The following is a 12,454-nucleotide window of genomic DNA, read 5'->3' as shown; positions in this document are numbered from 1 at the left end:
CCGCGGGAGTCTCCGGGCCTCAGCCCTTCACCGCTCCGCTCATGATGCCCGCGATGAGCTGGCGTCCGGCGAGCAGGAACAACACCAGCAGCGGGATCACCGAGAGCACGGCGCCGGCCAGCACGATCGAGTAGTCGACGTAGTAGCCCGACTGCAGCTGCGCGAGCGCGGTCTGCAGGGTCGGGTTCGTGGGGCTGAGGACGATCAGCGGCCAGAGGAAGTCGGTCCACGCCATCATGAACGTGAAGAGCCCGAGGATCGCCATCGCCGGTCGCGCCGCCGGGACGGCGACGGTGAGGAACGTCCGGAACTGGTTCGCTCCGTCCACGCGCGCCGCCTCGATCAGCTCGTCCGGGATCACGTCGACCAGGTACTGCCGCATGAAGAACACGCCGAACGCGGTGACCAGCGTCGGCACGATCACGGCGCCGAGCGAGCCGGTCCAGCCGAGCTGCCGCATCAGGATGAACAGCGGGATGATGCCCAGCTGCGTCGGGATCGCCATGGTCGCGACCACTCCGATCATCAGGCCGTCGCGCCCGCGGAACCGCAGCTTCGCGAACGCGTAGCCGGCGAGCGTCGAGAACGACACGACCGACAGCGTGATGATCCCCGAGACGATGACGCTGTTCAGCAGCGCCGTCCAGAACGGGATCGCCGTCAGCACCTGCGACGCGTTGGCGAGGAAGTTGCCGCCCGGGACGAGCGGCAGGGTCTCGCTGCGGGTCGCGTTCGAGCCGCTCGCCACGACGAACGACCACCACAGCGGGTAGGTCGAGCCGAGGATGAAGGCGCTCAGCAGTCCGTAGGTGAGGAAGCCGGGCCGGTCGACGCGGCCGGCGCGGGAGGCGCGGACGCGGCGCACCGGGAAGGCGGCGGAGGTGGCGGGGGCGGTCATCGCTCGCTCTCGTTCTGGCCGAGGCCGGTGGTGGTGAGCAGGGGGTCCGCGGCGGCGATCTCGTCGGCGGTCGCGGGGCGGGCGGAACGGCGCTTCGAGCGCTGCGAGATCCGGTTCTCGACGGAGGCGATCCGCCGCGAGATCGCGAAGTTCAGCAGGCCGATCAGCACGATCAGGAGGAACAGCAGCCACGCGATCGCGGCCGCCTCACCGAAGTTCTGGCGGAAGAACGCCATCTCCCAGAGGTAGAGGACGGTGGTCTGGAACTGCCGGTCCGAGCCGCCGATGCCGCCCGCGTTCGACACGTCGAACAGGCGCGGCTCCGCGAAGATCTGCAGGCCGCCGATGGTGGCGGTGATGATCACGAAGATCAGGGTCGGCCGGATGCTGGGGATCGTGATCGAGCGGAAGCGGCGGAACGCGTTCGCCCCGTCGATCGCGGCCGACTCGTGCAGCTCGCGCGGCACGGCCTGCATGGCGGCGAGGAGGATGAGGGCGTTGTAGCCGGTCCAGCGCCAGTTGACCATCGTCGCGATCGCGACGTGGCTGGCGAGGCGGTCGTTCGTCCACTCGATCGGGCTGATGCCCACGAGGCCGATCAGATTGTTGATCAGGCCCTCCTGGTCGCTGAAGACGCTCGAGAAGATCAGCGCGACCGCGACCGGCGAGACGATGTACGGCAGCAGGACGCTCATCCGCCAGAAGGTGCTGGCCCGCAGCGCCTGGTCGAGGGCGGCCGCGAGCAGCAGCGCGACGGCGAGCTGCGGGATCGTGGAGAGCAGGAAGATGCTCAGCGTGTTGACGATCGAGTTCCAGAAGAAGCGGTCACCGAGCACGGCCGCGAAGTTCGCGAACCCGACGAAGTCGCCCTGGCCCTGCAGCAGCTGCCAGTCGTAGAGCGACACGACGAGCGTGTAGACCAGCGGGAACGCGCCGGTGAGCGCGAAGAGCAGGAAGAACGGCGAGATGTAGAGGTAGGGCGAGGCCTTCACGTCGAAGCGGCTCGCGCGCTGGCGGAAGGTCAGCGGGAGTCGGGGCGCCGGGCGCCGCTTCCCCGCGGGGGGCGTCGCCGTGGCCGGCGGGGTGAGTGTGCTCGTCATGGCGCTCTCTTCGAGGTCGAGTCGGAGTCGGAGGGGATGCGGCGGGGCCGGAGAGGTCTCGGTCCGGCCGGCGGCAACGGTTCTCCCGTGCGGCCGGGCCGGCCGGAGATGCGGGCGGCCCGGCCGCACGGGGACCGGGAGGTCCGGTGGCGGCCGGACCTCCCGGATCGGGTGGGCCTCGTCCCGGAGGGGTCAGCCCCCGGGCGTCGGCCCGACCGGATCAGTCGACGAGCTCGCCGAGGAGCTGGAGCGCCTCGTTCCAGCCCTCCTTGCCGTCGATCTCGCCGCGGTCGACCTTCTGCAGGACCGGTCCGAAGACGTTCTCCTGGATCAGCGAGTCGTCCGGGCCCTTGTACTGGGCGACGACGCCCTCGGCGCGCTGCGCGAGGATCGCGCCGGTCGGGGAGTCGTTCATGCCGGGGTCGGGAGCGGCCGCGGAGGCGAGCTCCTTCTGCGCGTCGAGGGTGCTCGGGAACGGTCCGGCCGCCTCGAACGCCTTCAGCTGCTGCTCCGGCTCACTGAGCCACGACGCCAGCGCGGCGGCCTCGGCGGGGTGCTTCGACTGGGTCGGAACCGAGAGGAACGAGCCGCCCCAGTTGGCGGGGCCGCCGGGGAAGACGTCGGCGAAGTCCCAGCCGGTGGCCTCGGCGTTCCCGCCGCCGGCCTCGACGTTGCTCTTCAGCGTGCCGAACATCCAGCCCGGGCAGACGAAGGTGGCGAAGGTCTGGTCGGTGAACGACTTGCCTTTGTTCCAGTCCCACGCCTTCTGCGCGGCCGAGAGGCCGGAGGCGGTGGCGTCGGTCAGCTGGCCCCAGCGCTCCTCGAGCTCCGGGTTGCCCTCGACGTTCAGCTCGCCGTCGGAGGTGTAGTACCCCTCGGGCAGCTGGTTGACCATGGCGTTCCAGACGAATCCGGAGTGGTCGAACCACGCCTTGCCGGTGGCGTCGTGGTACTTCTGGCCAGCGGCGAAGTAGTCGTCCCAGGTCGCGTCCGGTCCGCCGAGCATCTCGGCGACGGCGGCGCGGTCGGTGGGCATGCCCGCTGCCTCGAAGGCGGCGGTGTTGTAGCAGAGACCCTCGGGTCCGATGTCGGTGCCGTAGCCGATGACGCGTCCCTCGGGGTCGGTCGCCTGCTCGTACTTCCAGTCGACCCAGTCGGCCTTGCGGTCCTCGATGCCGTGGTCGCGCAGGTCGACGAACTGGTCCGAGACCTCCATGACGGAGCCGAGCCAGCCCTCCTCGATGGCGACGACGTCGGCGAGTCCGGAGCCGGCGGCGAGCTTGGTGAACGCGTCGGTCCGCGCGTTGCCGCCGGTGTCGATGTTGTTCGGGACGATGGTGATCCCCGGGTTGGCGTCCTCGTACTCGCCGTAGAGCTCGTCGAAGCCCATAGCGTTGAACGTGGTGACGGTCAGCTCGATCTCGCCGCCCTCGGAGGCGTCGGATCCCGACGAGCATCCGGTGACGATCAGGGCGAGGGCCGAGGCGCCGGCGATCGCCGCGGCGATCCTGGTGCGTCGTGAATAGGGCACGGTCACTCCTTCGTGATGGTGGTGGGGCACCCCTGCGAGCGCTCTCACGCGTGCTGTTCCGCGTATGTGAGAGCGCTCTCACGAGGTGTGCGGCGAGCTTACGCACGCCCCCGCAGAGAGGTCAAGCGTTTTCGAGAGAGCGCTCTCATCGATTTGATGGTCCGCGCCCAGCCGCGCGCCTCCCCGCCGCCCTCGCCCCACGAGAACGCAGAAGTCGCGGTACTCGAACGCGAGTACCGCGACTTCCGTGGACTCACCGCCCCCTGCCGAACGAGCAGCGGCTACTCGACCAGCAGGGCCGCCCTCAGCCCACCAGCACCGCGAAGCCCTGCGCGGGCAGCTGCACGGAGACGGCTCCGGACGGCGACGTCTCGCTCACGAGCGCGCCGTCCTGCGAGTAGACGCGCAGGGTGCCGGAGCCGCCCGAGACGCCGATCGCCGTGGTGCGCACACCGTCGGCGGAGTTGCGGATCAGCTCGGTGCGGCCGCCCTCGCCTCCCACGACGAGGCGCGACACCAGCGGGCGCACCAGCAGCGCGTCCAGGCGCGTCTCACCGCTCAGGGGGCGGACCTCGACGCTCGAGGAGCCGGCCGGCACGGTGCGGCGGAGCTTCTCCGGGAGCAGCGCGCCCGACGCCTCCGTCACCCCCTGCGACCCGACGGTCGAGCGGAGCAGGTCGAGCGGGCGCGAGCCCGACGTCCAGACGCTCAGGGGCGTGCGCTCCGTGCCGCGCTGCGGCTGGTCGATGACCGCCTCCACCACGCGGTCCTGCGTGGACGAGCCGACCGGGATCGACACCGCGCGGCGCGGGTCGGTCAGCGAGAGGTACGAGCCGCTCCAGCCGGCTTCCCCGGTCCAGGACGACTCGGGCGTGACGACGGTGCCACCGCGCGCGCTCTCGGCCTCGACCAGCGTCAGCCCGTCGCGCGAGCGCTCGGTGGCGACGGAGCGGGCACGGTCGGCGACCTCCGGGTGCGCGTCGAGCGCCAGCATCGCCAGCAGGCCGTGGATGGTGCTCTCGGCGCCGCTGTTGCGGTTGACGGACCCGTCGGCCTGGACGCCGTCGAAGACGACTCCGGTGGCCGGGTCGTAGACCGGGCCGAGGCTGCGGTTCAGGCCGAAGAACCAGGCGCCCTGCACGGCCGCGAGGTCGGTGAAGGCGCTGGAGCCGGTGGCGTCGGCCAGGGCGAGCGAGTTCTCCAGGCGGGAGTCGGCTCCGTACGCGATCTGCACGCGGTCGGTCGGAGTCGGGTTCCAGCCGTTGTCGGGGCCGCCGGCGGTGAGCAGCTCCGGAGCGAAGCGGGCTCCGTCGACGATCGCGGGCTCGAGGAGGGAGGAGTCGTCGAGCGCCGCGGACGACGCCGCCAGGCCGCCGGCCATCTGCGACGACCAGGAGTGCCAGAGCGTGCGCGACTTCGTCCACGGGAGGATCGCGCCGTACGGCCAGGCGGTGGTGTCCGCCCCCGTCGTCGTGCGGGCGTAGGCGGCGACGCCCTCGGCGAGCTCGGCCGTGCTCGTGCGGACCGCGGAGTCGTCGGGAGCGGCCTCGAGGTAGGCGGAGAGGCCGAGCAGCGCCTCCGAGGTGGCGTCGGCGCCGTCGACGATCAGCCAGGCCGGCACCTTCACGCCGTCGGCCTGCGCGTACTCGCCGTAGCGCGTGAGCACCTCGCGGTCGACCGCCGCGACGCCGAGGCGCAGCCGCTCCTGGAGGAAGGCGGCGAACTCCGGATCCGTGTCGCGGAACGCCGCGTAGCCCTCGCCGAGGGCCCAGAGGGTGCGGGCGAGCCAGTAGCTGTCCTCGGAGTCGCTCGGATCGGGCAGCTCGACCGGCTCGGCGCTCGCGTTCAGCTCCCCGTCGGTCTGCATCCAGAGCACCACGTTCCCGGCGTCGTCGCCCTCGGTGGTCTGGAAGTAGGCGAGGGCGCGGAGCGTCTCGAAGGCCTTCTCGCGGCTCTCGGCCGAGCCGGTCTGCTGCCAGTGGCGGAGGTAGACGACCGCGGCGCGCGAGATGTCGTCCGTGTTGAACGCACCCTGCTCGTAGTCGCCGGTCGCCGGATCGAGGCGGCCGCCGCCCACGCGCTCGAAGGCGCCGCCGTCGCGGGCGTCGGCGTAGGTCCACGGCATCACCAGGGTCGGCTCCTCATCGAGCCGGTAGGTGGTGTGGCCGGGCTCGGGCACCGGAGTGGCGGTGTCGAGGAGGAAGTCGAGGTGCGCCGTGTTCGTCAGCGGCTCGGCCGCCTGCGCGGGGGTCGCGCCGAGGGCGAGGCCCCCGACGGTGAGGGCGGCGGCGGCCAGGACGGCCGCCGATCTGGTGAGCGTGTTCGTCATCGAACTCTCCTTGGGTGGGGGATGTGGGGGGCGCATCTCGATACGCGATGCGCGGCTGCTCGATCAGCACGAGGCGCGGGCGGACTCGATCCGGGGAGTCAGCCGTCCGTCCGGACGAGGCGGGCCGCGCCGATCTTCGAGTCGGCCATGCCGTAGAAGACGTAGTGCTGCCCGTCGATCTCCTCGATCGCCGTCGGGAAGACGACGTTCGGGACGCTCCCGCTGCGCTCCTCCTCCGTCTCGGCCTCGAGCAGCGGCTCGGCGGTGCGCGCGATCACCCGCGACGGGTCGTCGCCGTCGAGGAGGATCGCTCCGGCCGAGTAGTTCACGTGCTGCTGCTGCGCGAAGGCGCTGTCGATCACTCCGGTCACCCCGTGGTGGATCAGCAGCCACCCCTCGGGCACGCGCAGCGGCGCGGGGCCGCCGCCGACCTTCAGCTCCTCGAACGGGAACTCCGGGCCCGCGAGGAACCGGTGCCGCGTCCAGCGCGTGAGGCTCGCCAGGTCGCGGTCGACCTCGTCCACCGGCACGTAGCTGATCCAGATGCTCTGCCGCGGGTCCTCGATCCCGGCCGGGAGGCGCACGCCCTCGCCCGGCCGCGTCTCGCCGAGGTCCCACATCGGCCGGTGCAGCACCGCGAACGAGCGGGTGCCGTCCGGTGCGGCGACGATCTCGGGGAAGAACACGCAGTCCTTGTTGTGGAACAGGCCGAGGTCGATGTCGAGCGCGTCGTCGTAGGCGAAGGTCACCGGGCCCAGGCGCCGCCAGTCGCGGAGGTCCTCGGACACGGCGAGCGCCGTCCGGGGCCCGAGCGGCCCGTAGGCGACGTACGTCATCACGTGCAGGCCGAGCGCCTCGATGAAGGTGATCCGCGGATCCTCCACGCCGGCGTTGTGCGCGCCGCGCTCGAAGCCGCGGTCGGGCGCGAGCACGACGCCCTCGCGCTCGACTCCGACGGGAACGCCGCCCTCGACGACCACGCGGGCCAGGCCCACGCGGGAGACGTTGCCGGCGGCGACCATCCGGGGCAGGAGGTAGAGCTCGCCGTCGGGTCCGCGGCCGCTGCCGGGGTTGAGCACCCCTTCGGCTTCGAGCTCGTCGCCCGGGGCGGGCTCCATCACGACGCCGACGCGCTCGAGACGGTAGGGGACAGTGGTGAGGGTGGGAGACATGGTCAGCCTTTCACTCCGGATCCGAGATCGGTCGAGACGAAGTAGCGCTGGAACACGATGAACAGCACCACGACGGGCGCGGCGAGCACGACGGCTCCCGCGAGGATCGCCCCGAACGGGTTGTCGGTCGACGACGCCACGTTCGAGATGTAGTTGGCCAGGGACACGGCGAGCGGCTGCAGCGACGCGTCCTTGGTGATCAGGAACGGCCAGAGGAACTCGTTCCAGGGGCCGATGAAGGTCAGCAGCACGGCGGTCACCAGCGCGGGCCGCACCAGCGGGAGCGCGATGGTCCACAGCAGCTTCAGCTCGCCGGCGCCGTCGATCCGGGCCGCCTCGAACAGCTCCTTGGGGAGCTGCAGGAAGTACTGCCGGAAGATGATCACCGCCGTCGAGTTGATGGCGAACGGCAGGATCATCCCGAGGTGGCTGTCGGCGAGGCCGTAGTCGCGCGCGATCAGCACGTAGAGCGGGATCTGCAGCAGCTGGAACGGGATGACCTGCACCAGCAGGGCGAGCGCGAACACGGCGTTGCGCCCCCGCCACTGCAGCATCGCGAGCGCGTAGCCGGCGAGGACGCCGAAGAACACGGTGCACAGCAGCACGCCGCCGGTGAAGATCCCGGAGTTGACCAGTCCGGTGAGCAGGCTGATCCGCTCGTTCACGTTGACGTAGTTGTCGAGCGTGAGGTTGCCCGGCTCCGTGATCGCTCCCGCCAACGTGGGGTCCGGATCCGTCTGCAGGGATCCGACGATCATGTAGTAGAAGGGGAAGAGGAAGACGATCGCGCCGATCGCGAGCACGACTCCGCGGAGGATCACGGCTCCGCGGCTGGAGCCGACGGGGCGCCTCCGCGGGGCCTTCTCCGGGGCTGCGGCGGCGGCGGGCACGGCCGAGGCGGCGCCTCCGGCACTGGACAGGGTGCTCATGAGTTCCTCTCCCCCGCGAAGCGGTTCTGCAGATAGGCGATGACCAGCACCAGCAGCACCAGGACCACGCCGATGGCCGAGGCCACGTCGGGCTGCCCCTGCTGGATCCCGAGCTGGTACATCAGCAGCACGGGCGAGGCGGACGCGCCGTTGGGGCCGCCTCCGCCGGTGAGGAGGTAGGGCTCGGTGAAGAGGTTCGCCCCGGTGACGGTCGACACCAGCAGCACCAGGAGGGTCGCGGGCCGCACGCTCGGCACGGTCACCGACCAGAACTGGCGGATGCGTCCGGCGCCGTCGGTCGAGGCCGACTCGTAGAGCTCCTTCGGCACGTTCTGCAGCGCCGCCAGGTACAGCAGGATGTAGAACCCGAGCTGCTTCCAGGTGACGTAGAGCGCGATGATCGGCATCGCGAGCTGCTCGTTGATCAGCCACGACGGGTTCGGCGCGAGCGGCCCGAGGAGGCTGTTGACCAGCCCGTTCCCGTTGAAGAGGAACAGCCAGACGCCGACGACCGCGACGCTCGCCGTGACGTAGGGCACGTAGAAGCTGACGCGGAGGAACGTCCGCAGGTGCACGACCTTGTCGAGCGCCGCGGCGAGCAGGAGCGAGAGCACGACCGTCAGCGGCACGTTGATCACCAGGAAGATCCCGATGTTGCCGAAGGAGCGGATGACCTGCGGGCTCGAGAACGCCGTGACGAAGTTGTCGAGGCCGACGAACGGCCGCTCCACCTGCACGCCCGGAGCCGCGAAGAAGAAGTCGTGGAACGCGATCCAGACCGAGTAGACGACCGGGAACGCGAAGACCGCGAGCACGAAGAGGAGGTAGGGGCTGCCGAACAGCAGCCCGAGGGGCTGGGGCCCGAGGACGCGGTGCAGCAGGCTCCGCTTCCCCGGTGCCCCGGCCGGCGCGGGCCGGCGGGTGAGGGTGGTCACGGCCGGGTCACTGCTGGCCGGCGAGCCCGGTGACGGTCTCGGCCGCTCCGTCGAGCGCCGTCTTCACGTCGCCCTCGCCGAAGATGACCGTCTTGCCCCACGCGTCGCGGATCGCCTGCAGCATCTGCACCGTGTTCGGGCCCGACGGCACCTCGATGGTGCGGCTCGCCTGGTCGCCGAAGCGCTGGTAGGCGGGGTTCGCCTCGAAGTAGTCGGCGTAGGTGGTCTACAGGTCGGTGCGCAGCGGCATCTGGCCCGTGGTCTCCAGCAGCGAGCGGTCCTGCTCCTCGCTGGTCGCGAACTTCAGCACCTCCCAGGCCGTGCCCTTGTTGGCGCAGGCGGAGTAGAGGCCGACGTTCTTCGCGTCGCTGAAGGTCCAGGTGTCCTCGGCGGGCGTGCCGTCGGGGGTGGGCACCGAGACGGAGCCCCAGTTCAGGTCGTCGTAGACCGAGACCGCCCACGGGCCGACGATCGACATCGCGGCCTGGCCGTCGGCGAAGGCGTCGCCCTGGTACTGCTCGCGGCCGGCGAGGCCCTGGTCGTAGAGGCTCTTCCAGAAGTCGGCGACCTCGTAGCCCTCGTCGTCGGCGAAGGTGGCCTTGCCGTCCTCGACGAGGCTCGTCCCTCCGGTGGCCGCGGCGTAGAGCGGCATGAAGTCGAACTGGGTCTGGAAGAACTCGCTGGTGGGCGCGGGCTGGATCGCGGCGGGCGCGGCACCCGACTCGACCAGCGTCTTCGACGTCGCGAGGAAGTCGTCGTAGGTCGACAGCGACGGGTTCTCGGGGTCGAGTCCCGCCTTCGCGAAGAGGTCCTTGTTGTAGAAGATGACGACCGGGTTGCTCTTCCACGGCATCTGGAAGTACTCGCCGTCGGCGTTCTGGTACTGCTCCGCGAGGTCGCCGCTGCGGGTCTCGATGTAGTCCGCGCCGCCGTCGAAGCTCGAGAGGTCGACGAGTCCGCCCTGGCGCTCGAACTGGCCGACCGCGCTGGGGGCCGTGTTGAAGACGAGGCACGGCGCGTTGCCGGCCGTGATCGCGGCTCCGATGACCTCCTCGCTGCTCTTGCCCGCGGGGATCTCCTGCCCGGTGATCTCCTCGTCCGGGTGGTCCGCGTTCCAGGCGTCGACCATCGCCTTGCCCCACTGCACCTCCTGCTCGTTGTTCGAGTACCAGATGGTGATCGGTCCGGTGGCGGTGAGGTCGGTCGACGCTCCGCCGCCACCGCTGCAGGCGGTGAGGGCGAGGGTCGCGAGGGAGGCGGTGGCGATCCCGGTCAGCCAGCGTCTCGTCGTTGAGGTGCCCATGGTGTTCTCCTTGTCCGGCGTGCGCGACGGTGCGCACGCGTCTTCAGTGGGTCGACGGCCGCGGAGGAGCGGTCGAGTGGCGCACCACGAGTCCGGCGGGCTCGAGGTCGACGTCGGGGGCGCTGCCGGACTCGATGAGGTCGAGCAGCGTGCGGGCGGCCTCCTCGCCCCAGCGCGCGGGGCGCGTGCGGGCCGAGGTCAGCGACGGGTAGACGTGGGCGGCGATCTCGGAGTCGTCGAAGCCCGTGATCGAGAGGTCGTCGGGGAGTCGGAGCCCGCGGGCGTGCGCGACGCCGAGCCCGGCGATGGCCATCGGGTCGTTGCCGAAGACGATCGCGGTGGGCGGGGTCGGGCTGTCGAGGAGCCGCTCCGTGGCCGCCGCGCCCTGCTCGGCGCTGAAGTCGGTGGCGACGAGCGCGGTGGGCTCGAGCCCCGCGTCGGTGCAGGCCCGCGTGAAGGCGTCGCGGCGGCGGGAGGAGTGGAGCAGGTGGTCGGGCCCCGCGACGTGGGCGATGCGGCGGTGGCCGAGCTCCGCCAGGTGCCGGACGGCGTCGGCGATGCCCGCGGAGTCGTCCATCACGACGGCGGGTGAGGAGGAGCCCTCGAGCCGCCCGAGGGTGACGGCCGGGATCTGCAGCTCGGCGAGCAGCGCCGGCCGGGAGTCGTCCTGCCGGAGATCGGTGAGGAACACGCCGTCGACGCGGCGGTCGGCGGCCAGCGTGCGGTAGACGGCCTCCTCGGAGGCACCCGGGTCGACGACGCTGAGCACCAGCACCCGGCCGCGCTCGGCGAGCACCCGCTCGACCCCCGAGATGAAGGAGGGGAAGAACGGGTCGGCCGCGATGACCGCCGGGTCGCGCGCCACGACGAGGCCCACGGCGAACGAGACGCTGGTGGAGAGGGAGCGGGCGGTGAGGCTGGGCCGGTAGCCGAGCTCGGCGGCGACGCGGAGGATCCGCTCACGGGAGTCGGGCGAGACGCCCGGCCGGTCGTTGAGCGCGAAGGACACGAGCGCCTTGCTCACGCCGGCCTCACGCGCGACGTCGAGGATCGTCGGTCTGCCCGCCATGGGAGCTCCTTCGCTCGTCGCCGCGTCTGAACCGGTTTTGTAAACCGGTTCAGAGCACCGTAGCAGGGAGGCGCGCGGAGGAGAAGAGGGAGGTGGATGAGGCGGTGCACGTGCCACCTGGTGCCCGTTTCCCGCCTGTCCCCGGTGCTGGGACGTGCACGCGTCGGCCGGTCGCTACGGTGACGGACGCCTGTGCACGGGCGCCCGGGATGGCCGCCGAGCGAGTGGCTCCAGGCCGCTCACGGAACCGTCGTCCGGCGGAGTCTGAGAGCCCTCCGCGTCCCGACTCCGGCGCGTCCCCTTGGTGCTGGAGTGTCCCGGTGCCCGGCGACCCCGCAGGCGCTCCCCCGACCCGAGAGAGAGAACGATCATGGCCCGCCCCCACACCGCCAGCCGCACCACGAGCGAGCAGCGCACCGAGCACGCCGAGCAGTACTCGGCCGGAGCGCGCTACGCGTCGGAGGCGTTCGGCACCTTCCTCCTGGTCGCCGGCGGCGTCGGCACCGCGGTCTTCGCCTCCGCCTTCCCCGACTCCGGCAACGCGCTCGGTATCGGCTTCCTCGGCGTCGCCCTTGCCTTCGGCCTCACCGTGATGGCCGGCATCTACGCCGTCGGCCACATCTCCGGCGGCCACTTCAATCCCGCCGTGAGCATCGGCCTCGCCATCGCCGGCCGCACCGAGTGGAAGCACATCCCCGGCTACCTCGTCAGCCAGATCCTCGGCGGACTCGTCGGAGCCGGAATGGTGTTCCTCGTCGCCGCCGACGGCCCCGCCGGCTACCTCGCCGCCGCCCGCGACTCCGGCTTCGCCTCCAACGGCTACGGCGCCGCCTCCCCCGGCGGCTTCGGCCTCGGCGCAGTCCTGCTGAGCGAGATCGTCCTGACCGCCGTCTTCGTCGCCGTCATCCTCTCCGTCACCGCCAAGAGCGAATACAAGGCCGTCGCGCCGCTCGCCATCGGCTTCACGCTGACACTCGTCCACCTGATAAGCATCCCCGTGAGCAACACGTCGGTGAACCCGGCACGGTCGATCGCTGCCGCGGCGTTCGCGGGGCCGGATGCGCTCGGGCAGGTGTGGGTGTTCATCGTGGCACCTGTCGTCGGAGCGGCAATCGCGGGGGTGGGGACGAAGGTGCTGAACCGGCGGAAGTAGAAGGGTGACGGCGCGCGACGCGACGGGCTCCCTCC

Annotated in this window: 11 protein-coding genes; 1 reads left to right on the top strand and 10 read right to left on the bottom strand. The window is 71.3% G+C overall.

The features are described 5' to 3' along the window. Nucleotides 1-19 precede the first annotated feature (19 nt). The 10 genes from C5C29_RS15785 to C5C29_RS15745 form a co-directional block, all read right to left on the bottom strand. The gene (locus C5C29_RS15785) at nt 20-898 is read right to left on the bottom strand and encodes a carbohydrate ABC transporter permease (protein ID WP_104223961.1); all 879 of its coding nucleotides are present in this window, start codon (nt 896-898) and stop codon (nt 20-22) included. Then, nucleotides 895-1,998, bottom strand: a complete 1,104-nt coding sequence (locus C5C29_RS15780; RefSeq protein ID WP_104225835.1) for a carbohydrate ABC transporter permease — start codon at nt 1,996-1,998, stop codon at nt 895-897. Before C5C29_RS15780 ends, C5C29_RS15785 begins: the two co-directional genes overlap by 4 nt. 220 nt (nt 1,999-2,218) lie before the next feature. After that, complete coding sequence (locus C5C29_RS15775) at nt 2,219-3,529, bottom strand: ABC transporter substrate-binding protein (protein WP_104224001.1); 1,311 nt, start codon at nt 3,527-3,529, stop codon at nt 2,219-2,221. A 304-nt stretch (nt 3,530-3,833) separates the two neighbouring features. Continuing rightward, entirely contained in the window at nt 3,834-5,858 is a 2,025-nt protein-coding gene (locus C5C29_RS15770) for a hypothetical protein (protein WP_104308550.1), read from the bottom strand. 98 nt (nt 5,859-5,956) lie between these two features. Continuing rightward, nucleotides 5,957-7,030, bottom strand: a complete 1,074-nt coding sequence (locus tag C5C29_RS15765) for a glycosidase (RefSeq protein ID WP_104308549.1) — start codon at nt 7,028-7,030, stop codon at nt 5,957-5,959. A 2-nt stretch (nt 7,031-7,032) separates the two neighbouring features. Continuing rightward, nucleotides 7,033-7,788, bottom strand: a complete 756-nt coding sequence (locus C5C29_RS15760) for a carbohydrate ABC transporter permease (protein ID WP_374953053.1) — start codon at nt 7,786-7,788, stop codon at nt 7,033-7,035. Nucleotides 7,789-7,955: 167 nt separating this feature from the next. Then, entirely contained in the window at nt 7,956-8,894 is a 939-nt protein-coding gene (locus C5C29_RS15755) for a carbohydrate ABC transporter permease (RefSeq protein ID WP_104223956.1), read from the bottom strand. 7 nt (nt 8,895-8,901) lie between these two features. Next, nucleotides 8,902-9,045 carry a hypothetical protein gene (locus C5C29_RS17560; RefSeq protein WP_258063463.1) on the bottom strand — a complete coding sequence of 48 codons (144 nt, stop codon included), beginning with the start codon at nt 9,043-9,045 and terminating at the stop codon, nt 8,902-8,904. 75 nt (nt 9,046-9,120) lie between these two features. After that, nucleotides 9,121-10,197 carry an ABC transporter substrate-binding protein gene (locus C5C29_RS15750; protein ID WP_258063464.1) on the bottom strand — a complete coding sequence of 359 codons (1,077 nt, stop codon included), beginning with the start codon at nt 10,195-10,197 and terminating at the stop codon, nt 9,121-9,123. Nucleotides 10,198-10,240: 43 nt separating this feature from the next. Continuing rightward, complete coding sequence (locus C5C29_RS15745) at nt 10,241-11,266, bottom strand: LacI family DNA-binding transcriptional regulator (protein ID WP_104308547.1); 1,026 nt, start codon at nt 11,264-11,266, stop codon at nt 10,241-10,243. A gap of 370 nt (nt 11,267-11,636) precedes the next feature. Here C5C29_RS15745 and aqpZ point away from each other — a divergent pair, with 370 nt between their 5' ends. Beyond that, on the top strand, nt 11,637-12,419 hold the full coding sequence (gene aqpZ, locus C5C29_RS15740) for an aquaporin Z (RefSeq protein WP_104308546.1): 783 nt from the start codon (nt 11,637-11,639) through the stop codon (nt 12,417-12,419). Nucleotides 12,420-12,454 lie beyond the last annotated feature (35 nt).

Source organism: Rathayibacter sp. AY1H2, assembly GCF_002931985.1.
Taxonomy (GTDB): Bacteria; Actinomycetota; Actinomycetes; order Actinomycetales; family Microbacteriaceae; genus Rathayibacter.
Note: the sequence above shows the minus strand (reverse complement) of the source record. Positions and strands in the feature narration are given on the sequence as shown.